Annotated in this window: 17 protein-coding genes, 27 tRNA genes, 1 rRNA gene and 1 riboswitch; of the genes, 42 read left to right on the top strand and 3 right to left on the bottom strand. The window is 34.8% G+C overall.

What is annotated here, in order from left to right; translation table 11 throughout:
- Positions 1-8: 8 nt before the first annotated feature.
- From rrf to F5ESL0237_RS01590, 17 genes are all read left to right on the top strand, one after another.
- Positions 9-125, top strand: a 5S ribosomal RNA gene (gene rrf, locus F5ESL0237_RS01510).
- Positions 126-129: 4 nt separating this feature from the next.
- Positions 130-202: transfer RNA gene (locus F5ESL0237_RS01515), tRNA-Val, on the top strand.
- 4 nt (positions 203-206) lie between these two features.
- Positions 207-279: transfer RNA gene (locus F5ESL0237_RS01520), tRNA-Lys, on the top strand.
- Between the two features lie 14 nt (positions 280-293).
- Positions 294-375, top strand: a tRNA-Leu gene (locus tag F5ESL0237_RS01525).
- A 31-nt stretch (positions 376-406) separates the two neighbouring features.
- Positions 407-479 (top strand) — tRNA-Thr (locus F5ESL0237_RS01530).
- A gap of 12 nt (positions 480-491) precedes the next feature.
- Positions 492-563: transfer RNA gene (locus F5ESL0237_RS01535), tRNA-Gly, on the top strand.
- A gap of 10 nt (positions 564-573) precedes the next feature.
- Positions 574-659, top strand: a tRNA-Leu gene (locus F5ESL0237_RS01540).
- A gap of 9 nt (positions 660-668) precedes the next feature.
- Positions 669-742 (top strand) — tRNA-Arg (locus F5ESL0237_RS01545).
- Between the two features lie 7 nt (positions 743-749).
- Positions 750-823, top strand: a tRNA-Pro gene (locus F5ESL0237_RS01550).
- 37 nt (positions 824-860) lie between these two features.
- Positions 861-934 (top strand) — tRNA-Met (locus F5ESL0237_RS01555).
- A 13-nt stretch (positions 935-947) separates the two neighbouring features.
- Positions 948-1021 (top strand) — tRNA-Ile (locus tag F5ESL0237_RS01560).
- Between the two features lie 24 nt (positions 1022-1045).
- Positions 1046-1119, top strand: a tRNA-Met gene (locus F5ESL0237_RS01565).
- Between the two features lie 2 nt (positions 1120-1121).
- A tRNA-Asp gene (locus tag F5ESL0237_RS01570) sits at positions 1122-1195 on the top strand.
- 6 nt (positions 1196-1201) lie between these two features.
- Positions 1202-1274 (top strand) — tRNA-Phe (locus tag F5ESL0237_RS01575).
- 17 nt (positions 1275-1291) lie between these two features.
- A tRNA-Gly gene (locus tag F5ESL0237_RS01580) sits at positions 1292-1362 on the top strand.
- A gap of 4 nt (positions 1363-1366) precedes the next feature.
- Positions 1367-1440: transfer RNA gene (locus tag F5ESL0237_RS01585), tRNA-Ile, on the top strand.
- A gap of 11 nt (positions 1441-1451) precedes the next feature.
- Positions 1452-1541: transfer RNA gene (locus tag F5ESL0237_RS01590), tRNA-Ser, on the top strand.
- 921 nt (positions 1542-2462) lie between these two features.
- Here F5ESL0237_RS01590 and F5ESL0237_RS01595 read toward each other — a convergent pair.
- On the bottom strand, positions 2463-3659 hold the full coding sequence (locus F5ESL0237_RS01595; RefSeq protein WP_122024448.1) for an MFS transporter: 1197 nt from the start codon (positions 3657-3659) through the stop codon (positions 2463-2465).
- 126 nt (positions 3660-3785) lie between these two features.
- Between F5ESL0237_RS01595 and F5ESL0237_RS01600 the strand changes: the two genes are divergently transcribed.
- From F5ESL0237_RS01600 to F5ESL0237_RS01700, 21 genes are all read left to right on the top strand, one after another.
- Complete coding sequence (locus tag F5ESL0237_RS01600) at positions 3786-4640, top strand: helix-turn-helix domain-containing protein (protein WP_158592423.1); 855 nt, start codon at positions 3786-3788, stop codon at positions 4638-4640.
- A 679-nt stretch (positions 4641-5319) separates the two neighbouring features.
- Positions 5320-5391: transfer RNA gene (locus F5ESL0237_RS01605), tRNA-Glu, on the top strand.
- A gap of 31 nt (positions 5392-5422) precedes the next feature.
- Positions 5423-5509, top strand: a tRNA-Ser gene (locus F5ESL0237_RS01610).
- Positions 5510-5518: 9 nt separating this feature from the next.
- Positions 5519-5592, top strand: a tRNA-Met gene (locus F5ESL0237_RS01615).
- A 2-nt stretch (positions 5593-5594) separates the two neighbouring features.
- Positions 5595-5668: transfer RNA gene (locus tag F5ESL0237_RS01620), tRNA-Asp, on the top strand.
- Between the two features lie 6 nt (positions 5669-5674).
- A tRNA-Phe gene (locus F5ESL0237_RS01625) sits at positions 5675-5747 on the top strand.
- Positions 5748-5754: 7 nt separating this feature from the next.
- Positions 5755-5836 (top strand) — tRNA-Tyr (locus F5ESL0237_RS01630).
- A gap of 4 nt (positions 5837-5840) precedes the next feature.
- Positions 5841-5911, top strand: a tRNA-Trp gene (locus F5ESL0237_RS01635).
- 13 nt (positions 5912-5924) lie between these two features.
- Positions 5925-5997, top strand: a tRNA-His gene (locus F5ESL0237_RS01640).
- Positions 5998-6004: 7 nt separating this feature from the next.
- Positions 6005-6076 (top strand) — tRNA-Gln (locus F5ESL0237_RS01645).
- A gap of 21 nt (positions 6077-6097) precedes the next feature.
- Positions 6098-6168, top strand: a tRNA-Cys gene (locus tag F5ESL0237_RS01650).
- 42 nt (positions 6169-6210) lie between these two features.
- A tRNA-Leu gene (locus tag F5ESL0237_RS01655) sits at positions 6211-6294 on the top strand.
- Positions 6295-6407: 113 nt separating this feature from the next.
- Complete coding sequence (locus F5ESL0237_RS01660) at positions 6408-7580, top strand: glycosyltransferase family 4 protein (RefSeq protein ID WP_122024450.1); 1173 nt, start codon at positions 6408-6410, stop codon at positions 7578-7580.
- Positions 7573-8616: a glycosyltransferase family 4 protein gene (locus tag F5ESL0237_RS01665; RefSeq protein WP_122021339.1), complete on the top strand. Its 1044-nt coding sequence runs from the start codon at positions 7573-7575 to the stop codon at positions 8614-8616. The genes F5ESL0237_RS01660 and F5ESL0237_RS01665 overlap by 8 nt, the downstream gene beginning before the upstream one ends.
- Positions 8616-9641, top strand: a complete 1026-nt coding sequence (locus F5ESL0237_RS01670; protein ID WP_122021340.1) for a lysylphosphatidylglycerol synthase transmembrane domain-containing protein — start codon at positions 8616-8618, stop codon at positions 9639-9641. Before F5ESL0237_RS01665 ends, F5ESL0237_RS01670 begins: the two co-directional genes overlap by 1 nt.
- A gap of 67 nt (positions 9642-9708) precedes the next feature.
- Positions 9709-11769 (top strand): LTA synthase family protein, encoded by a 2061-nt coding sequence (locus F5ESL0237_RS01675; protein WP_122024451.1) that lies wholly within the window; start codon positions 9709-9711, stop codon positions 11767-11769.
- 69 nt (positions 11770-11838) lie between these two features.
- A complete protein-coding gene (gene secG / locus F5ESL0237_RS01680; protein ID WP_090093394.1) occupies positions 11839-12072 on the top strand; it encodes a preprotein translocase subunit SecG in 234 nt (77 codons plus the stop codon).
- A gap of 71 nt (positions 12073-12143) precedes the next feature.
- Positions 12144-14456: a ribonuclease R gene (rnr, locus tag F5ESL0237_RS01685; protein WP_122024452.1), complete on the top strand. Its 2313-nt coding sequence runs from the start codon at positions 12144-12146 to the stop codon at positions 14454-14456.
- A 9-nt stretch (positions 14457-14465) separates the two neighbouring features.
- The gene (gene smpB / locus F5ESL0237_RS01690; protein ID WP_122021343.1) at positions 14466-14924 is read left to right on the top strand and encodes an SsrA-binding protein SmpB; all 459 of its coding nucleotides are present in this window, start codon (positions 14466-14468) and stop codon (positions 14922-14924) included.
- Positions 14925-15512: 588 nt separating this feature from the next.
- Positions 15513-16169 (top strand): nitroreductase, encoded by a 657-nt coding sequence (locus F5ESL0237_RS01695; protein ID WP_122024453.1) that lies wholly within the window; start codon positions 15513-15515, stop codon positions 16167-16169.
- Positions 16170-16251: 82 nt separating this feature from the next.
- Positions 16252-17586, top strand: coding sequence for a hemolysin family protein (locus tag F5ESL0237_RS01700; protein ID WP_122021345.1), 1335 nt, complete (start codon positions 16252-16254; stop codon positions 17584-17586).
- Positions 17587-17639: 53 nt separating this feature from the next.
- Here F5ESL0237_RS01700 and hpt read toward each other — a convergent pair whose 3' ends face one another.
- On the bottom strand, positions 17640-18209 hold the full coding sequence (gene hpt, locus F5ESL0237_RS01705) for a hypoxanthine phosphoribosyltransferase (protein WP_122021346.1): 570 nt from the start codon (positions 18207-18209) through the stop codon (positions 17640-17642).
- Between the two features lie 200 nt (positions 18210-18409).
- Between hpt and F5ESL0237_RS01710 the strand changes: the two genes are divergently transcribed.
- From F5ESL0237_RS01710 to F5ESL0237_RS01720, 3 genes are all read left to right on the top strand, one after another.
- The gene (locus tag F5ESL0237_RS01710) at positions 18410-19492 is read left to right on the top strand and encodes a M42 family metallopeptidase (protein WP_122021347.1); all 1083 of its coding nucleotides are present in this window, start codon (positions 18410-18412) and stop codon (positions 19490-19492) included.
- A gap of 58 nt (positions 19493-19550) precedes the next feature.
- A riboswitch (TPP riboswitch) is annotated at positions 19551-19639 on the top strand.
- A 45-nt stretch (positions 19640-19684) separates the two neighbouring features.
- A complete protein-coding gene (locus F5ESL0237_RS01715; protein WP_122024454.1) occupies positions 19685-20263 on the top strand; it encodes an ECF transporter S component in 579 nt (192 codons plus the stop codon).
- Between the two features lie 157 nt (positions 20264-20420).
- Positions 20421-21167 (top strand): tyrosine-protein phosphatase, encoded by a 747-nt coding sequence (locus F5ESL0237_RS01720; protein WP_233551841.1) that lies wholly within the window; start codon positions 20421-20423, stop codon positions 21165-21167.
- Positions 21168-21229: 62 nt separating this feature from the next.
- Here the strand turns inward: F5ESL0237_RS01720 and udk are convergent, their stop codons facing one another.
- Complete coding sequence (gene udk, locus F5ESL0237_RS01725) at positions 21230-21898, bottom strand: uridine kinase (protein WP_369931537.1); 669 nt, start codon at positions 21896-21898, stop codon at positions 21230-21232.
- 370 nt (positions 21899-22268) lie between these two features.
- On the opposite strand from udk, the gene F5ESL0237_RS01730 reads away from it, so the two are divergent.
- A complete protein-coding gene (locus F5ESL0237_RS01730; RefSeq protein ID WP_122024456.1) occupies positions 22269-22985 on the top strand; it encodes a GntR family transcriptional regulator in 717 nt (238 codons plus the stop codon).
- Positions 22986-22992 lie beyond the last annotated feature (7 nt).

Genomic DNA, 22992 nt, shown 5'->3' on the forward strand with positions numbered 1-22992 from the left:
AAAAGAAGTACGGTGGCAAGAGCAAGAAGGAAACACCTGTAACCATGCCGAACACAGAAGTTAAGCTTCTTAACGCCGAGAGTAGTTGGTGGGAGACTGCCTGCGAGGGTAGGACGTTGCCGTGCTTATGGAGGATTAGCTCAGCTGGGAGAGCATCTGCCTTACAAGCAGGAGGTCACAGGTTCGAGCCCTGTATCCTCCATTCCGAGTCGTTAGCTCAGTCGGTAGAGCATCTGACTTTTAATCAGAGGGTCGACGGTTCAAGCCCGTCACGACTCATGGCCCCATTTTTTGCGGGTGTGGCGGAATTGGCAGACGCGCTAGATTTAGGTTCTAGTGTTTTCGGACGTGTGGGTTCAAGTCCCACCACCCGTATTCGCCAATATTATTACCATATTTACATTATGCCGATTTAGCTCAGTTGGTAGAGCATCTGTCTTGTAAACAGGGGGTCGTACGTTCAAATCGTATAATCGGCATTACATATTTATGCGGAAGTAGTTCAGTGGTAGAACATCACCTTGCCATGGTGGGGGTCGCGGGTTCGAATCCCGTCTTCCGCTTTCATTACTTGCCGGGGTGGCGGAATTGGCAGACGCACGGGACTTAAAATCCCGCGGTTGGTTTCAACCGTACCGGTTCGACTCCGGTCCTCGGCATATAATGACGCGCCCTTAGCGCAACTGGATAGAGTGTCTGACTACGAATCAGAAGGTTGAAGGTTCAAATCCTTCAGGGCGCATTAATTTCGGGAAGTGGCTCAGTTTGGTAGAGCACCTGGTTTGGGACCAGGGGGTCGCAGGTTCGAATCCTGTCTTCCCGATTGTAATCTTTATTATTAATGGTTACATTTGTTTGTTGGCGGTGTAGCTCAGCTGGCTAGAGCGTCCGGTTCATACCCGGGAGGTCGAGGGTTCGATCCCCCCCGCCGCTATTTGTTCGACCTTGGACCTTTAGCTCAGTTGGTTAGAGCAGACGGCTCATAACCGTCCTGTCGTAGGTTCGAGTCCTACAAGGTCCATATGGCATGGTAATTTGTTAATATCGCGGGATGGAGCAGTATGGTAGCTCGTCGGGCTCATAACCCGAAGGTCGGTGGTTCAAATCCACCTCCCGCAATTGGTCCATTGGAGCAGTGGTTTATCTCGTCTCCCTGTCACGGAGAAGATCATCAGTTCGAATCTGATATGGACCGTAAGATGGCTCGGTAGCTCAGTCGGTAGAGCAAAGGATTGAAGCTCCTTGTGTCGGCGGTTCGATTCCGTCCCGCGCCATTTTTTGATATTTATTTGCGGGTATGGTTTAGTGGTAAAACGAAAGCCTTCCAAGCTTTAGTCGCGAGTCCGATTCTCGTTACCCGCTTTAGGGGCCTATAGCTCAGCTGGTTAGAGCGCACGCCTGATAAGCGTGAGGTCGATGGTTCAAGTCCATTTAGGCCCATCTAAATATATGGAGACTTACTCAAGTGGCTGAAGAGGCGCCCCTGCTAAGGGTGTAGATCGGGTTATTCCGGTGCGAGAGTTCGAATCCCTCAGTCTCCGCTATATAATAATAAAAAGGCTTGATACTTCAAAGTATCAAGCCTTTTTATTTACTTTCGTAAGGAAAATGCACGGCAAAAAAGTAATTTACATGTTTAATTTTTGGATTAAAGCAATTACAGTAGCTTCGTGCTTGGTTAATAAGTCGTTTTTATGACGACGTTGCCTAGCACCTTAGATTATGACTAAGCGATAAGAAATATGGTTTACTACTGCGCCGGAAGTTTCAACTTAAATGTATGCTAATCTTTTTAATTAGATTTGATAACCAACAATCGTAAAAGCGGTTATGTTATTTTTCTTTATGGAGCTAGTCTACTTACTGAAGGAATTAAAAGATGATTAATTTTTTGATATACGAGGTCGAAAAAATCATTTACGTCAATCTATTAATTTGATCTTGCAACAGCTTGGAAGCGTTAAAAATACCAATTCCCAATTTTTTATTCTCTAGTAAAGAGCATAAAGGAAAATTCGACCTCCATGCTTTTAAAAAAGGCGTACTGGGCTTGTTGGTACCAAGCAATTTGCCAATTGCGAAAGTGGGAGCATTTTATCTCTACTGGCGATTTTACCGCTAATCGCTTATTAGCAAGCATTTAGGGTGTTTTTGGTAATATTACAGAGCAAAATTGAATTTTTTACTTGTTGTTAACAAATTGTTTTAAAATTATGGTAAATAAAATTGCATGATTTAAAAATAGATTGGTCGAATTGTGGAATCAAAAAATAGCTACAATAAAAAGCCCAGATTATTGGACTTTTTATCTGCTATCCAGATTTAAATTCACAAATTTATTTTGGGGACGATTGTTTGTTCTGATTTAGTGGCGTTTTTTGCCTACTTTGTTTAAGGTACATTATATTAAATTGGTAGTGGTATAAATTAAGGACAGGTAAATGTAATAAATTTGTTTCTAGTTATGCTTCATTAATAGCTGCATTTTTATTAGTAGAATAGACTACCCTAACTATTGTTGCTAAAATAATTAAACAAGTTACACCTAACAGTGTTAATGCGATAGTAATACCGAACGAAGCAGTAATTGTAGTAAAAATAGTTGTCATAACTGGCGCAGTCACTACTAAAATCGTGTTAAGCATTCCCATAGTTGATGACAAAATGTTTTGGTCGACTGCTTTAACAAGCCACTGTGTTAATTTAGGGCTAGCCGTACCAATAAATATTGCAAGGCTTGCCATGATTGGCAGATAAATGAAAATATTTTTAATAAGCATTGTACCAATAACTACGATACTTAAAGCTGTTGAAATAATTGCGATAGTGAATAATGACATATTCTTGAATAATTTTGTGCCTACAATACTACCAAGTGCCATACCAGCAGTCATTACACCTCCTATTAGGGCAATCGTAAAACTGTATGTTCCAATGACCATAGAGGACTTATTACCGGCGATTACGATTGAAATTAAAGGTTCAATTGTTCCTAAAACTCCATTTAATAAAGCAATTGTTTTAAAGCCCCCCTCTTCATTAACTGACGTAGTTCCTTCTTGAGGACGAGTCTTGTAATAATTACGGCCGACGCTGGCAAAAAGGGCACCTGCCGCTAGAAATGTTAAGGCGTTGAAGATTGCTAGACTGGAATAAGACATGAAAAGTAATAAACCAGAACCAATGAATTGTGCAATCATATTGATAATACCGTTGATCCCACTAACAAATCCCTCAGCTTCAGCAACTTCATCATCGCCAACAATGTTAACAACTAGAGGCATTTGAAGACCGTTAGAGTATGAGCCAGCGATATCTGATATTAAGTTAATACCAATAACAGCTAAAACTAGATTCCAACCAGCAAAGCCGCTGGCAAAAAGCAAGCCGACGATTAGATAGAGTCCAAAGCGTATAGCGGCTAACCAAACCATTAATTTGAATTTATTTTTGGTACGGTCAGCTAAATAGCCACTAAAAACTTGTAGAATTTGAGGTACTGATTCTGAAATTGAAATCAGTGAAATAGCTAAGGCATAATTTCTTAATTTACTTGCATAAGTAATAAGTGCTAAGTAAAACAAAATATTGCCTGCACCAGATAGAAAACTGGCGATTGTAAATTTTCGATAATCCTTGTTCTTTGCAAAAACGTCCATAATTTTATAACTCCTAAATTAAATATTTTATACATTAAGTTATAACGTGTTTATAATAAGGAATATCAAAAAAAGTCGTATTTGAATGTTAAACGCCAAATTTGAATGAAATTAAGAGGATCACGAATGACAATAGGACAATTGCTAAAGCAATATCGAATTGAGAGCTTGAAAACTCAAAAAGAATGGGCTGGTAATACGATTAGTACATCATATTATTCAAAAGTTGAAAAAGACCAGCACAGAATTACAGCCGAGGATCTAATTGCATTATTGCATGCTAATAACATTAAGCTGTGGGAATTTTTTGGCAGGCTTAGTCAAGAAGATAAAGTAAAATATGATGAAAACAGCGATATCGGCGAAGCAATTAATGAAGCGTTTTATCATAATGATAAGGAACAGCTTAAGGATATTAAAAATGTCATTGCAAATAGCGAAATAGTTGATAAAGAAGATCAGTTGCTATTTATAGATGCACTTATAGCTTTAGTTGGCAATCACGTAGAAGATCTTGATGAAAAAGAACGAATTAAGTTGAAAGAAAAGATTTTTAATATTTCTAATTTTGACGAAAATAAATTAGATTTGTATTGTAACTTGATGCCATTTTATGATCTTGATAGCAACTTGTTAATAAGTCGGCGAGTGATTACGCAATTTTGCCATTCTGGGAGTTCGAATGTTCAAGAAACAATATTAGGAATAGAGATAAACATGTTAATTATGTGTATTGAGAAAAGTAGATATAAAGAAACAGAATTCTTTATTCGGACAGCTGATCAAATTAGTACTAAACCAAATTTGTTTTTTTATAAAAACTGCATTTTTATACTTAAAAATATAGTGAATTATCACTGTGAAAGAAAGGATGAGTATTTAAATAAAGCTCGAATGGCAATTGATCACATTAGTTCGTTAGGCATGCCGGAGTATAGCAAAGATATGAAAGACATTCTAGATAAGTATGGGAAAAATTAAAAAAAGTCGTATTTGATATTTAAAATTCAAATACGACTTTTTATTATCTTCTGTTAAATCGAAAATATACTTAAGCTACAAAGTTTAAAACAGAAGGAGAAGAAAATATGAATACATCAACTTTTACATGGATGATTATTATCATTCACAAGTAATGCAAGTAATGAATAAAGCGGAGCAACAAACAGTTAAACATCAAGTATCTACAAAAGCAGTGTTGATAAAATTTTAAATCACCAGTTTATAAATTAATATTTTTGGTGGTCTTTTTCTTTTTTTAAAGACCTTATATGGCGCGGATAGTTTGCTTGAAGATACCTGATTCATTCGCTAACTGCTTGATTGTTTTGGCCACAATACATTCTTCATCTTAGTAATTACTGCTGATTATTTAGGTATAGCTACCAAGAAGTTGAAAACTATAGGATAGCTGCTCGTGTCGCACATGTCTAGATTGTTGACCGGTTAAAAATAAAGAATAGGTTTTTAATGTTATACCTTAAGAAAAAAACAAATTTTTTTCAAAAAAGTCTTGCAAGATCACTTTGAATCCTGTATTATAAATAGCGTTGTGAGTCAACGTAGTAGCTCAACTTAATTATTTGAAAAAATTGTTGACTTTCTTGCTTAAGTTAGGTATTATAATTAAGCGTTATGTGACATTTGTCATGACGAATCTGACCCGTTGGTCAAGTGGTTAAGACATCGCCCTTTCACGGCGGTAACATGGGTTCAAATCCCGTACGGGTCATTACCACTAATATTTTGGTAAATTTACAATTGGAGGATTACCCAAGTGGCTTAAGGGGACGGTTTTGAAAACCGTTAGACGGTCTTGCCGTGCGTGGGTTCAAATCCCACATCCTCCTTTATAATATCGCGGGATGGAGCAGTATGGTAGCTCGTCGGGCTCATAACCCGAAGGTCGGTGGTTCAAATCCATCTCCCGCAATTGGTCCATTGGAGCAGTGGTTTATCTCGTCTCCCTGTCACGGAGAAGATCATCAGTTCGAATCTGATATGGACCGTAAGATGGCTCGGTAGCTCAGTCGGTAGAGCAAAGGATTGAAGCTCCTTGTGTCGGCGGTTCGATTCCGTCCCGCGCCATCAGCCTGGAGGAGTAGCGAAGTGGCTAAACGCGGCGGTCTGTAAAACCGCTCTCTCTGAGTTCGGCGGTTCGAATCCACCCTCCTCCATAATAGGGATATCGTATAAAGGTAGTACATCGGTCTCCAAAACCGCTAGTGTGGGTTCAATTCCTACTATCCCTGTTAAAACTTTATGGCGGAATTGGTGAAGGGGTTAACACACCGGTTTGTGGATCCGGCATACATGGGTTCGAATCCCATATTCCGCCCTAGCATTGGGATATAGCCAAGTGGTAAGGCACTAGACTTTGACTCTATTATGCGCTGGTTCGAATCCAGCTATCCCAATCTATTAATAAAATATTCGATGGCGGTGTAGCCAAGTGGTAAGGCAGAGGTCTGCAAAACCTTAATCGTCGGTTCAAATCCGATCCCCGCCTTTGGTTCAGTCATTGAGCTTTAAATTAATAAGTAGCTTTTATGGCGGTGTGGCGGAATTGGCAGACGCGTCAGACTCAAAATCTGGTGTCCCTTGGGACGTATCGGTTCGACCCCGATCACCGCTATAATAATTAGCCCTTCTGAAGGGCTATTTTTTTATAATTTTTTGCTTTTTTTCTTATATAAATTGCACAAGTATTAACTAATCTTTATAATACCTTTATACGGAGGTATTCAAATGAATATTGGTATTTTTACCGATACATATTTCCCACAAATAAGTGGAGTGGCAACATCAATTGAAACGCTTAAAGAAGCTCTAGAAGATCAGGGACATAATGTTTTTATTTTTACAACTACTGATCCCCATGTTGAAAAAGGACGAGTAGATGCTAATGTTTTTCGTTTTAGTAGTGTACCGTTTATTTCTTTTACTGATCGCCGAATTGCCTATAGAGGTTTTTTTGAAGCAACTAAGGTTGCTCGTGAAGTTAAGCTTGATATTGTTCATACTCAAACTGAATTTGCACTAGGAATGATAGGTAAGTATGTAGCCCATCAGCTCAAGATTCCAGCCATTCATACTTATCATACAATGTATGAGGACTATTTACATTATGTTCTAAATGGTCATTTGCTTAGACCATATCATGTTAAGCAGTTTACCAAGGTCTTTCTTAAAAACATGGATGGGGTAATTGCTCCTAGCGAACGTGTAGACGAACTTTTAAAACGTTATAGGGTTGGTATACCTATAAAGGTAATTCCAACAGGCGTGGACGTTAAAAACATGAATAAGAAGGTAAATCGTGATATTCGTCAAGAACTAGGCATTGCTGCTGATGCACCAGTAATATTAACTTTAAGTAGAATCGCTGGCGAAAAAAAGATTGATCGCATACTTAATGTGATGCCAGAAATCGTTGAAGAATTTCCTAATGTTTGTTTAGTTATTTCTGGTGATGGACCTGATGTTAAAGTATTGCAAGATCAAGTGGAGCGGTTGACCCTTGAAAATAATGTAATTTTTACTGGTGATGTGAATCATGATGACGTCGGAGCCTTTTACAAAATGGCAAATTTATTTGTTTCAGCAAGTGATACTGAAACACAAGGATTAACTTACATTGAAGCATTAGCAGCTGGAACAAAATGTGTAGTTTATGATACTGATTATACTGAACATGTTTTTGATGATCCTGACTTTGGTCAAGTATTTACTACTCCAAGCGAGATGCGCGACAAAATTATATTCTATTTAAATAATAAGCAAACTATAATTCCTAAAGATAAACTAAAGACGAAACTCGATCAAATTTCTGCTGAAAAATTTGGTAGAGAAGTTTATCAGTTTTATCAAGAAGTAATTGATAATTATCAAGAAAATTTTAAAGAGGATTCAAATGATTAGAATCAACATGTTCTCACAAGCAGATTCTGTAGCTGGTCAAGGCGTTGGCTCGGCTTACAAAGAATTGATGAGCCTGCTTAGGACGCATTTAATTAATGAATTTTACGTGACAAATAATAAATATGGGCTGAGTGATTTAACCCACTATCATACAATTAATCCAACTTATTATGCCAATAGTTTTTCACCAGCTAGAGGACGTAAGATTGGATATGTGCATTTTTTGCCTGAAACACTTGAAGGTTCACTTCAATTACCTTCATATGCTAAAAAAGTCTTTTATAACTATGTCATTGATTTTTACAAAAGAATGGATCAAATTGTTGTAGTTAATCCAATTTTTATTGATAAGTTAGTTAAATATGGCATCAGACGAGAAAATATAAAATATATTCCTAATTTTGTAGCTAAAAATGAATTTTATCCCAAGAAACAAGTAGAAAAAAATGCTTTTCGTCATCAAATAGGGATTCCATTGGATAAATTTGTTGTTTTTGGAGATGGTCAAGTTCAAGCACGTAAAGGTGTCGATGATTTTGTAAAAATGGCCAAAGCTAATCCAGAGATTCAATTTATTTGGGCTGGAGGTTTCTCATTTGGTAAAATTACTGACGGCTATGAGCATTTTAAAAAAATGGTTGACCAACCACCAAAAAATTTGCAATTTACAGGGATCATTGACCGGCAAAAGTTAGTTGACTACTTAAATATTGCCAATCTTTTTGTTTTACCATCATATGATGAATTATTTCCAATGTCAGTGCTTGAAGCATTTAGCTGTGGTACGCCAGTATTATTGCGTAATCTTGACTTATATGAAGCAATTATTAGTGGCTATTATCTAAAAGGTAAGGACTTTGCTGAGATGAATGCACAACTTCGTCAAGCTGTGCAAGATCAAGCGCTCTTAAATAAATACAGTAATTTATCAATTAAAGCTAGTGAAAAATATTCAGAAAATAACTTAGCAAAAATTTGGAACGATTTTTATCATGAACAATATGAAATTGGACAAAAATTAGGGCAGATTCACTAATGAATAAAAAATATTTTTGGGGAATTGTGGTTGTTTTATTAATTAGTGGCGGAGTCTTATACTTAGACCTCAAAGACATACCTTTTGTTCACTTAATCGAAGCTGCTAAAAATATAAATGTTATTGCTTTATTTGCAGTATTTGGTCTAATGATGCTATCTTATGCTTTTGAAGCGAGTATATTAGCAGTGTTAGCGAAGAGAAAGAACGAACCTAGGCGCTCAAGATGGGCTTTTTTTCGTATACCGATAATCCAAGCTTTATTTAATGCAATAACGCCTATGTCAACTGGGGGACAACCTTCACAGTTAGCAGCAATGATTCAGATTGGAATTGAAGGAGGACGGGCGACTTCAATTTTATTAATGAAATTTATTATTTATCAAATTGTAGTATTTTTTGCTTATGTGATAACGATTATTACTGGATTTAACTTGGTTGCAACCAAGTTCGCTGGCTTGGCTTTTCTGATTGCGGTTGGTTTTTTACTACACATTAGTTCAATTGTCTTTTTACTAGCAATTTTTTTTGCTTATGATTGGACAAAAAGAGTGACAAATATCTTAATGGATTTATTGAGTAGATTTATTAATACTAGCCGAGTTGCTGGCTGGCGAAATGGTACTTTAGAAAAGATTGATGCCTTTTATTATGAAAGTCAGAAATTAAGACAGGAAAAAAAGAAATTACTTTTGTCTGGTAGTTTAACGATATTACAGTTACTGTGTTTTTATTCGGTGCCATATTTGATATTACTAACTTTAAATGTATCGGCTGATTGGGTAAGCGTCACTCAAATGAATATTATGATTATGATGTTGATGTCAATAGTCCCAATTCCAGGAGCATCTGGTGGCGCTGAGTATAGTTTTCAGACACTTTTTGCAACATTTGTTTCTTCGCGTGGTTCATTGATTTTGGTTATGTTTTTGTGGCGTTTTGTTACGTATTTTTTTGGCATGATTTTAGGAATATTAGGCTGGATTTTTAAACCCCAAAAAATTTCTAGTACACTAGATGATTGATTTTAACTAAAAGATGTAGTAAGTAATCATACTGATTAGGATATTGGCATGGCAAAAGGAGAATAAAATGACACGAATTAAATCTTTTCTTCAATGGCTAACACAAGATAAATTGGGTTTTTTTGTCATTGTTTTAATGGCCTTTTGGCTAAAAACCTACATTGCATACTTGACCAAATTTAATTTAGGTTCAGTGGGTGCGATGCAAAACTTTTTATTATTTATTAACCCGCTTCCTGCTGCCATTTTATTGATGGGAATAGGTCTATTTTTTAAAGGGCGTAAATCATACTGGATTATTTTATCAATTGATCTATTACTGACTTTATGGTTATTTGCTAATATTTTATATTATCGGGAATTTTCTAACTTTTTATCCGTTTCAATTATTAAGACTTCTGGTTCAACTGCAGATAATTTAGGTAAAAGTATTATAGGAATAATTCATCCAAGTGATTTTTTAGTTTTTCTGGATTTCATAATAATTATTGGATTAATATCCAGTAAGGTAATTAGGTATGATCTCCGTCCTTTAAAATTGAAATTCAATTTATTAGTAGAGGGACTAGCAGCAATATTAATTGGACTGAACTTATTAATGGCACAAAAAGATCGGTCTGGCCTTTTAACTAGAACTTTTGATAATAGTTATATTGTTAAATACCTAGGAATGAATGAATATGCAATCTATGATGGCTTTAAAACCGCCCAAACAAGTGAACAGATGGCTAAAGCTAATGTATCAGATTTGCAATCGGTAAAAAAGTATTTAAAAAGTAATTCAGTTAAACCTAATGCAACATATACTGGCGTTGCCAAAGGGAAAAATGTTTTAATTATTCATTTGGAAAGTTTTCAGCAATTTTTGATTGACTACAAGTGGAAAGGTAAAGCAGTTACCCCCAACTTGAATAAGCTTTATCATTCTAAAAATAGTCTAAGTTTTGCTAATTTTTATAATCAAGTTGGTCAAGGTAAGACATCAGATGCTGAAATGATGCTTGAAAATTCACTTTACGGCTTGCAGTCTGGTTCAGCTATGTCTAGTTATGGCACATCTAATACCTTTGAGAGTGCTCCAGCCATCTTAAAGCAAAAAGCAAATTATACAACTGCAGTTATGCATGGTGGAGCAGGATCATTTTGGAATCGAAATAATGCATACAAGCAGTTCGGCTATCAATACTTTATGCCCCTTTCGTACTATGATAATAAGCCAAAATATTATATTGGTTATGGTTTAAAAGATAAAATCTTTTTCTCTCAATCAATTAAATATATAGAGCGCCTGCCGCAGCCGTTTTATTTAAAATTGCTAACCGTTACTAACCATTATCCTTATGAGATCGATAAGAAAAACCAAAAAATAGAACGTACGGATACTGGTGATGAAACAGTTGATGGTTATGTTCAGACAGCGCATTACTTGGATCAGGCTGTAGGTGAATTGCTTTCTTGGATGAAAAAAACGGGCCTAGATCAAAAGACGATTTTGGTTCTATATGGTGATCACTACGGTATTTCTGGTAATCATCATAAAGCTAGCGCTGAATTATTAAAGCAAGCTGATTTTACTAATTTCGATAATTTAAAATTTCAAAGGGTACCATTAATATTTAACATGAGAGGACTTAATGGCGGCATTAAAAAAACATATGGCGGTGAAATAGATGTGTTGCCAACTTTACTAAATTTACTTGGAATTAATAATCAAGATACTATTCAATTTGGGCATGACTTGTTGAGTTCAGCAGCGCCGCAAATTGTTGCTCAAAGAAATGGCGACTTTATTACGCCAAAATATGCAAAAGTAGGCGGAAATTATTATAGTACTAAGACAGGATTAGAAATAGAACATCCTGATAAAAAATTAAAAGCTGAACTTGTTGGCCTCTCAAATAAAGTTACTACGCAATTGTCGCTATCAGACCGAGTAATTGCGGGGAATTTGCTACGTTTTTATAAGCCTAAATGGTTTAAAAAAGTTACGCCACATAAATATGATTATAATGAGGAAAAGTCTTTGAAAGATTTATTTAGTCAAAATAAGACTTCAATGTGGTATCAGAATCATCAGAAGTCAACGCAGTCGAAGTTTAAAACTGATGCGCCAGAATTGGAAAAATAAAATTAGTAATAAAACATATTTTGTGCTAAAATTTAACAGTAATCGTATCTGTATATTGGAGGCAGCATATTGTATAATTTATTTATGACGCTACTAATTATTGTTTCAATTTTAATCGTTATTGTTACAATGATGCAGCCGCAAAAGCAGCAAGATGCATTAAATGCCTTATCTGGCGGTGCAGTTTTTAGTGGACAAACAAAAAAACGTGGTTTTGAAGCATTTATGGAAAAAGTGACCGCAATTTTATTAGTTCTCTTTTTTGCTTTTGCTATTGTGTTAGCTTATTTGTCCTCAAAATAAGTGTTGGTTCCTCCCAATCAAACGATGGGAGGATTTTTTTTATCTTTTTATTAAAGAATGGAGATTAGTGCATGGCACAAAACGATAAAATCTTAGCTAATGTTTTAGAGATATTTCGTCATAATCCCAAAAAACAATATCAAGTAGAACAAATTGATCGAATGTTGCGACGCGACCACCTAGGTAACTTTTCTGATATCGTTAAAGCTTTGTCTTTCCTTGAGCAACAAAAACAAATTATCACTGACGGCAACGGACATTATCAGCTTACTCAAGAAAATATTGTTGTTGAAGGAGTTTTTAAGGCTAATAGTAAAGGATTTGGCTTTGTGAGACTCGAAGATGAAGAAGCCGATGATGTTTTTATTGCTAAAGATTATACAAATTGTGCACTTGATGGTGATCAAGTGCGTGTAAAGATCACTGCTGGTGGTAACCCTTGGAATGGTAAGGGGCCAGAGGGTCAAGTTGAAGAAGTTGTTGAACATGGCATTGAGAATGTAGTCGGGGAATTTAATCCTTTAACCGATCAACAAGTTAAAGTTAGTCATTATATTGGCTATGTAGTAAGTACTAATAAAAAATTAGCAAATTACCGTATTTATGTGGGTGAAGTCGGACTACACCCACAAAAGGGTGACATTGTTAAGGTGGCAATTGAAAAGTATCCTAATGAAGCTAATCCTGATACAATGCTAGGAATTATTACCAACGTCATTGGTAATAAAAATACTCCTGGTGTTGATATTATGGCAATTGTTTCTGCTCATAACGTTCGTTGTGAATGGGATCAAAAAGCATTGGATCAAGCTAACGCAATTCCGGATCATGTGACTGCTGAAGATATGGCTAATCGAGAAGATATTCGTGAACAACCAACAGTTACAATTGATGGTGATGATTCTAAAGACTTTGATGATGCAGTTGTTTTGTGGAAATTACCTAATGGTAATTATCATTTAGGTGTTCACATTGCTGATGTTGCCTATTATATTAAAGAAAATTCTCCTTTAGACCAAGAGGCATACACTAGGGGTAACAGTACTTATTTAGTTGATCGAGTAATTCCAATGTTACCATTTAGATTATCTAATGGAATTTGTTCCTTAAATGAGGGCGAAGACAGATTAGTTTTATCATGCGATATGGAAATTACTCCTGAAGGTGAACGGGTAAATTACTGTATACATCCTTCTGTTATGCGCTCACAGGCTAGAATGACTTATAACAATGTAAATAAGGTCTTAGATTTAAATAATCGTGAACCATTGGAAGAAAAATACCATAAGCTGGCACCAATGCTACATGATATGGCAGAATTGCACAATGCACTTTATCAAAAGCGCCATCAGCGTGGTGCAATTGATTTTGAAGAACCGGAAGCTAAAATTGTCGTCGATGAGCTAGGGAAACCCGTTGATATTGTCCTTCATAATCGTGGAATTGCCGAAAAAATGATAGAATCCTTTATGCTGATAGCTAATGAAACAGTAGCTGAGGATTTTTATAAAAAGCATGTTCCGTTTTTATATCGGGTCCATGAAACTCCAGATGGTGAGCGGATTAAGGGATTCTTTGAATTTTGTAGTGCTTTTGGGTTGCAAATTACGGCTGATCCTAACCATGTTCGCCCAATTGACTTACAAAAAGTAGTTTCAAAAACATTAGAAACGCCAGAAGAAGCTGTGGTTCAGATGATGATGCTTCGTAGTCTAAAACAGGCACATTATTCAGAAGAGCCGCTGGGTCACTTTGGTCTTGCAGCCAAATTTTATACGCATTTTACTTCACCAATTAGGCGTTATTCTGATTTAATGGTTCACCGTATGATTCATGCATATATGGATCAGGGAACCGATAAAGCTATTCAAGCTCATTTTGCTAGTTGTTTACCTGATGTTGCCGATCAAACTTCAACTCAAGAACGTGTGTCAATTGATACTGAACGTGAAGTTAATGATTTAAAGATGACGGAATATATGTCGGATCAAGTTGGACAACACTTTGCTGCAGTTGTTTCATCCGTAACTAGTTTTGGTATGTTTATTCAGTTACCCAATACAGTTGAAGGTTTAATTCATATTTCGAATTTAACGGATGATTTTTATAGTTTTAATGAAAAAAGCATGACTTTAACTGGACGAGGAACGCACAAGCAATATCATGTTGGAATGCCAATTAAGGTTACTTTAATAAATGCTAATATTGAACAGCATCAACTTGACTTTGAAATCTATGATCCTGATGCACCTAAGAAGGCACATAATGATCGTGGGCATGGTTTTAAGAAGACGCAGGACCGTAACCGCTCTAATCATCGTGGTAAGCGGACTGGTTTTCATCAAAGCGGCAATCATCCGCATTTAAGTAAATATAAGCGGTAGGTTAAAAAATTGAAGAATGAAAAGAATGAGAATTTAGTTGCTCAGAACAAGAAAGCGCACCATGATTATTTTGTTAAAGAGACTTTTGAAGCGGGAATTGCTTTAACTGGAACAGAGATTAAATCTGTGCGAGCACGGCGGATAAATTTGCGTGATGGTTATGTTCAGATAATTAATGGATCAGCTTTTTTGGAAAATGTGCATATTAGTGAATACAAGCAAGGTAATCGCTATAACCATGAACCACTTCGAAGTAGACGCCTATTGTTACATAAAAAAGAATTATTGCGTTTAGCAAAGGCACAGGCTGAACGAGGAATCGCTATTATTCCGCTTAAAGTATATATCAAACATGGCTTTGCAAAAGTATTACTTGGTGTGGGTCAAGGTAAGAAAAAATATGATAAACGAGAAACAATTAAAAAACGCGATCAAGAACGTGAAATTCGTCGCCAGTATAAAATTTAAAAATAGTTTGGCTAATTTAGTAGTCAAACTATTTTTTATTAAAAATTGAATTTATTTTGATTCATTTTATCTAGTTAAACAAGCAATTTGATTTTTAGATTTAAACAATTTATTGGTTAAATCTTTTCTCAGAGTTACAGCTAAAGAAGAAAGATTATTTTTATACTTAAAAAATATAAATATAACTGGACTTTATATTGTAGATATAGATAATATAATGCTGAGGTCTAAATTTTGGCCGATTCATTTAAATTAGTTAATTATTATTTTAACAAGGTACAGAATAAATTTGGGTTTGTAATATGTTATTTTATAAACCAATAATTTTAATAAAAATTATGCGCCACAAGTATAATTGTCTTCTGACGTAAAAATTATGCTTATTTATTCAGATTTCATTTATTTGCTTACAACTGTGATATTTCGTATTATTAAAGTGTATGTGTATGTATAGTTACACTTGCTTACAATAATATACTCGGTTACTTTTTTGAAAAGTAGACTATAATTTTGCAAAAGTTATTTAATTTAATTTTATATTTTAAAATATTTGCTAATTTTGCTAATAATGTGAGGATTTGAAACAAAATGGAATTTAATGATGTTTATAATGGTGAACGTGTGACACGTAAGTTTACAAATCGTAAAGTCAATGAAAACTTACTTGCTAAAATAATTGAACATGCTAAGCAATCACCTTCACTGCTCAATTCACAGCCATGGAAGGCATATGTTTTAACAGGTGAAGCATTAAAAAAATTTAAAAAAGATGTCAAAGAGCAATTGGATGCCAACGTTGAACCAAATGAAGATTTTACCAAAATGCTATCACTTAATTGGGATTTATATCCTAGTCAAAATATGGCAACAGTTGGGGCTTCACAACCCTATTTTTTTAATAATAAAATGGAATTATTTACAGAAGCAAATAATACTATGTTTAATGCCCAAGATATAGTTTTTTTAACAATTCCGAAAGCTTCGCCCATATGGTCGGTGTTTGACTTAGGGATTTTTGCACAAAGTATTATGCTTTTAGCGATTGATGCCGGCTTAGCAATTATGCCAGCCCATTCAATGGTTTCTTATCCTGAAGTAGTAAGGAAATATACCAAAATTCCTGATGAGGAACTAGTTGGAATGGCGATTGGTCTAGGCTATCGTGACAATGCAGCAGAAGTCAATAACTCCAAGTATATTCCTAATAGATTACCTACTGAAGAAGTTTATAAATTAGTTAAGTAAAGGGATAGATTTTTCCATTAAAAGGGAGCGATTAATGTTAAGATATATGCTAGAGGATAATTAGTAAAAGGTGATATAAATTTTGAATGATACCCAAATAATTATAAATTTGTTTGCTACCCTAGTAATTTTTGCTTTTGCTGCTTTTTTTGTGGCAGCAGAGTTTGCACTAGTGCAGACAAGATCGAGCCAACTTGAAGATATGTTAGCTAATAATGAAGGTAATCCGCGCAAGGTTAAACATGCTCTGCGAATGGTTCATAACTTAAATGAATATTTGTCAACAACTCAAGTCGGGACAACATTAGTAGGAGTAGTTTTAGGTTGGTTTTCAGCCGATACGTTTGCCGCGATAATTGAACATCTCTTAAAGCTAGCACCGGTGAATTATTCTTTACTTAGATCAATTAGTGCGATTTTGGGTGTAATTTTATTAACTTATTTAGAAGTTGTAGTTACAGAAATTGTACCTAAAAATATTGCAATCGATATGCCAGTAAAGATATTACTTAAAATTGTTACGCCCTTGCAGCTTTTTCATACTCTGGTTTATCCATTTGTTTGGTTATTGAATGTTAGTTCTAATTCGCTATTAAAGTGGCTGGGATTTGAGCCAGCTGATGAAGAGAATCAGGTTTATTCTCAATCAGAAATTATCAAATTATCAAGAAAAGCTGTTCATGGTGGTTCACTTGATAAAAATGATTTAACTTATATGAAACGTGCTTTTGAATTTAATGATAAAGTTGCCAAAGATATTATGACAGATCGGACTAGGCTAATAGTTATTAATTCAGCTGATACAATTAAGAAGGCTTTAAAAATGTATCTAGATGATGGTTTTAGTCGACTGCCGGTTGTTCGCGATAATAATAAAGATAATATTGTTGGCTATATATATGCTTATGATGTGATTCAACAAAGCCAAATTGACGAACGAGTACCAGTGACAAGAATTATTCGCACAATGATTACAGTTCCAGAATCAATGCCCATTCAAGATATTCTACATTTAATGATAAAAAAACATACCCCAATTGTTTTAGTGGTTGATGAATATGGTGGAACAAGCGGAATTGTAACTGATAAAGATATTTATGAGGAGCTTTTTGGAACTGTTAAAGATGAAATTGACGATGTTTCTGATGATTATATTATTCAAGATAAGAAAGGAAACATCCGAGTTTCCGGTAAAACTACTCTGTATGATTTTGCCCGCTACTTTCGGACAGATTTAAAAAGCTTTCAAGATAGTGATATTATCACAATCGGTGGTTATATGATGGAACATTATCCAGATTTGAAAGAACATCAAACTGTAAAATTAGAGAATTTTGAATTTGAACTGGAAAGTATAGAGCAAGGATTTATGCGTTGGTTTGTTGTGAAACCACCAATAAATGAAACCAACGAATAGCTAATATTAAAAAAAGGAACTATTGGTTTTAGATAGTTCCTCTTTTATTAAATTTAATTATTTTTAAGACTAGCAATAACTTCAGGTTTAAGTACCCCGATAAAACGTAAATTACGGTAAAAATTCATAAAATCTAAACCATAACCAACTACAAATTCATTGCCAACTTTTGAGCCGTAATATTCAATCTCAACGTCAGTTCTACGATTAGTTTCTTTATTCAGTAAAACACAGCATTTGACACTTTTGGCACCACGTTTTTTCAGCAAATCTTTCACATATTTTAAAGTCAATCCTGTGTCAACAATATCTTCAACAATCAGAACGTCACGATTTTTAACATCGGTTTGCAGGTCTGAAATAAGGTCCACTTTGCCAGATGATTCTAATTCATTACCATAGCTGGATACATCAAGAAAATCAATTTCTTCTTTAACGTCCATTTCTCGAACAAGGTCAGTTAAAAAGAAAATTGCACCTTTAAGTGCACCAACAATCAGTGGTTGCTTGCCTGCATAGTCTTGGGTTAACTGTTTGCCTAATTTGACGCACATTTCGTGAATATCATCTTCGGTAAACAACTTATGATCAATAATACTGTTAATATTGTCGTTTTTCGGCATTTATTTACCTTTCACTTTAAACAATTTAAATTTCTAATAAAGTCGATTATATCATTTTCTAGATGAAATAGTAGATAGTTTTAATTTTTTTTGTCTATACAAGGTTTTTATTTAAAAATGAAGTTTAATTTAAATTGTAGTTTTCTTAATATAAATTTTGCTACAATTAAGAATAATAGTAAAAAATGAAAGGCTAAAAAATGAAAAAAGAAGAAGAAATTAAAATGCTTAAAGCCTTTGCAGATGCAAACGCAACCTCTGGCTTTGAAGAAGAATTTGTTAAATTGTTTACAGAAACTGTGAAGAGTTACGCTGATATTAAAATTGATGGTATGTTGAATGTTTATGCAGCTAAAAAGCAAAATAAAGCTCACCGTCCAATAATCCAGCTTGATGCACATTCAGATGCTGTTGGCTTTATTACACAGGCTGTAAGGCCTAATGGCTTAATCAAATTTGTTCCACTTGGTGGCTGGGTTAAATACAATATTCCAGCTTTACGTGTCAAAATTAGAAATCGTGATGGTGAGTATATTCCAGGAGTAGTGGCAACTAAACCGCCTCATTTTATGACTGAAGCAGAGCGTAACAATGTTCCAGATGTTGCTGACATGTCGATTGATGTTGGTTCAAGCTCACGCGAAGAAACTATTAATGATTACAAAATTGACACTGGCTGTCCAATTTTCGTTGATGTAAAATGCGAATATAATGATAAGACAGGTTTGTTTTTTGGTAAAGATTTTGATGATCGCTTTGGTGCAGCCGCAATGGCGGATGTTCTTGAAGAATTAAAAGATGAACAAACAAACTTTAATATCGTTGCTGCTCTTTCAAGTCAAGAAGAGGTTGGGTTACGAGGTGCGTATGTAACAGCTAGGGAAGTTAAACCCGATTTGGCGATTGTACTAGAATCATGTCCAGCTGATGATACTTTTACCCCTGACTGGTTATCTCAAACTGGTCTTAAAAGAGGACCGATGCTACGTGACATGGATACCTCATTCTTACCTAATCCTAAATTTCAACAGTATGCCTGCGATGTAGCTGATAAAAATCATATTCCTTATACGCGCTCAGTTCGTACTGGTGGGGGACAAGATGGAGCCGCTATTTACTATGAAAATGGTGCACCTACTATTGTGATTGGTATACCTGTACGATATGAACATTCACCATATTGCTTCAGTGCATACCATGATTTTAAGGCTGCAGTTGATTTAGCAGTGGCAATTATTCGTGACATGACTGAGGAAAAGCTTGCTAGTTTTAGTAATTTTTAAATACTTAATAAAATAAAATCGTGTAAGCAAAGGCTACACGATTATGCTATAATACAGAAGAAGTCACTAGGGGTGCATATAGCTGAGAAATACCCTCTGAACCTGAACGGGATAATTCCTGCGTTAGGGAAGTGTAACAGAGTAAATTACTAAGTACTCCTAATGACTTAATAGTTATTTAGGAGTATTTTTATGTTTACAAGATCATCAAAGTGGAATACTAAATCAATTATTTTAGTTGCTTTAATCGGAATAATTATGGGTGTGATTTACACTTATGGCTTCAATTGGGCCTATAATTTAATTAAAATGGCCTTGATTCCAACAGGCTTTGCACCGGTAGTTGATACAGTTTTTACAGGTTTGTGGCTCATGGCTGCGCCTTTAGCAATATATTTTGTGCCAACTGCTGGGTCTGGTACTATTGGTGAATTATTAGCGGCAGTTGTTGAAATGGCGATTGGGGGACAATGGGGAGCAACGACTATTATATCTGGTATTCTACAGGGGGCATTAAATGAAATTGGCTTTTTCCCTAAAAAAGAACGCTATCAGAAATTTTCTTGGGCAAGTGTGATAACAGGAGCAATTTTTGCTGGCTTGGGCTGCTTTATTTTGTCATATGTGCTTTATGGTTGGTCAAAATTTAGTCTTGTACTACAAATAACAATGTTTATTACTAACTTGATTTCAGCTGTTGTTTTTGATGGTATTTTAGTTAAATTAATTATTAATATGTTTGAACGTGCTGTAAAGCCAAAAATAAGTTAATTAGAGTAAAATAGTTGCAACTTATCCTGTCCAAAGGTTGATAGCAGATAAAACAGTTAGCGGCTATTTTTGTTTTGGTTGAAATTTGGCTCTAGCTCGAGTAAATTTTTTGATAAAAAGAATAATTCGGATATATTAGATATAGATAAGGGGAATTATGGTAAAAGATATTACGAACTGGCGCTCATTAGGCGGTTATGTCGGTGCAAATGGGAAAAAAGTAAAAGAAAATATGCTTTTTCGGTGTGGACAGTTATTTGATTTATCTTTAGAGCAAAAGGAGGCCGTCCGAAATAAATATCAAATTAAGCAATTAATAGATTTTCGTGGTGCTGATGAACGAAAAGAATATCCAAATTATATTTGGAATGGATTAACTTATATTACGATAGATGTTCTAGCAGATGCTGCTACTAACCAAGCTAGTCTTGATGAAATTATTTCTGCTAATGGGGATGTTGCAGGTAATATGCTAATTACATACAAGCAACTAGCTTTAACAAATTCTGCGCGTGAGGGATATCAACAATTTTTGCTGACTCTAGTTGACAATCCCGTACCAACAGCTTTCCATTGCTTTGCGGGAAAAGATCGTACTGGTGTTGCAGCAGCGTTAATTTTAAAGTGTTTGGGTGTTGGTAATCATGATATTTTTACTGATTATTTAAAGACAATTGAAGCAAGAAGCAAAGCTAATAACGAAATTTTAAATCTTTTAAAAGGACAGTTAGATGCAGTTCAACTTGAAAGTGTAAAGGCAGCACTAACTGTACAGCCTTCGTATTTAGAATGCTATTTTAAAACAATTGAGCAGAATTATGGGGATTTTGATAATTACTTGGTAAATGGGTTGAAGTTGCCAACTAATTTTAAGGAAAAAATGCAAGGTACTTATTTGGAATAATTAATGAATAATCATCAAATAACTTAGTAGCAAAAAGGACTGATCTCGAACATAAAGGAGAATCAGCCCTTTTTATTTAGAACAGAATGTACTTTGGTTGTCAACATATCAATAGCAACATCATTAGTGCCACCTTCTGGAATAATGATGTCAGCATAACGTTTAGTGGGTTCAATAAATTGATGATACATCGGCTTAACTGTGTCAAGATACTGTTCAATTACTGAATTAATTGAGCGCCCACGTTCTTCAATGTCTCGTTCAAGTCGGCGAATAAAACGAATATCGTCATCAGTATCAACGTAAACTTTAATATCCATTAAGTCACGAATTTTTTTACTGGATAAAACTAAAATTCCTTCAAGTATAATAATATCAACGGGTTCAGTATGAATTGTTTCGCTGCTACGAGTGTGTTCTTTAAAATTATAAACTGGCATCTCAATAGGTTTATGTTGTAATAAACTTTGCAAATGCTTAGTCAAAAGGGGAACATCAAAAGCATCTGGATGATCGTAGTTAATATTTAAGCGTACATCCATTGGCACCCCGGTGTTATCTTTATAGTATGAATCTTGCGTCATAATTAAGACATGCTCATTTTCTTGCATTTGTTCCACAATTTTATTAGCAATAGTAGTTTTACCGCTGCCTGAACCACCGGTTATACCGATTACAACGGGTTTTTCAAGTTGAGACATTAAGACACTCCTTTTTTTATCAAATAACATTTTACTTTACTTTGTCAAGAATTACCAATTGATTAGGTAAAAAATACTGATTTAGCAAATAAAATTTATTTGGATATAGTCAGAATTGGGAAAATAGTTCTCAACTGTTAGGTTAGCTAACTTGCTTGTGGTTCAGCTTAACTTAATAAGCTTTATTTTTTTGAAATAAGTGTATTAGATTTTGCTTGCTAGTGTACTTGTTTCCCCAAGAGCTGTTGACTCATTTAATGAAAGCGATTACTATATCTTTGGTACCAAAAAATAATTATTTATCATTTATATTTTAAAAAAATGTTTTTAGTAGTCATGTTTTAACCTTGTTTATTTTTCAAAAGATACATTAATTAGTAAAAGAGGACCAAGAGCTAGAATGGAATATAAAGAAAGAACAGCTGCTACGCAAGCCCAGGAATATATACAAGATTTAATTCAATTTAAGTCCGCTACTAAATTTTTGCCATCGCAAAGAGCAATTGCTGAAGAACTAGGAGTTAGTCGCAATGCTGTGTTACATGCACTAGTAAAGTTGAAGAGTGCAGATCAAGTTTCAACTAAGGAAAGGACAGGAATTGTTGTAAACACTAAAATTAATATTAATATGCTTGGCATGGAATCAATGACAGTAGAGATAAATGATCGACTGATTCAAATTGACCATCTAACTACTGAATTGATTTCTGTACCAAAAAATTTAATTAATTTCTTTGGTCCAACGGTAAAGAAATTAATTAAAATAAGTCGAGTACGATTAAAAAATAAAATCCCTTTAACCTATGAAACTACGTACTTTAATGCTGCAAAATTTAAAGAATTTGCTGAAATTGATTTTACTAATAAATCTTTATATGCGTTATTAAAAGATAAATACGGAATTGTCTTAGCTTATGGGAAGGAAAATATTGCTTGTAGCTTGGCAAATGAAAAAATAAGTGAAATTTTAAAGGTGAAAAAAGATACCCCGCTTTATCGCATCGATAGTTTTAATTATTTAGAGGGTGCTACCCCGATAGAAGCAACTACGCAGTACCTGATTGGCAGTAAATTTAAATATCATTTTACGGCTGCTGATATTTATACTTATTTGTAGGAATAAA

Origin of the sequence: Lactobacillus sp. ESL0237 (assembly GCF_003692985.1) — a bacterium.
In the GTDB taxonomy this organism is placed as follows: Bacteria; Bacillota; Bacilli; order Lactobacillales; family Lactobacillaceae; genus Lactobacillus; species Lactobacillus bombicola.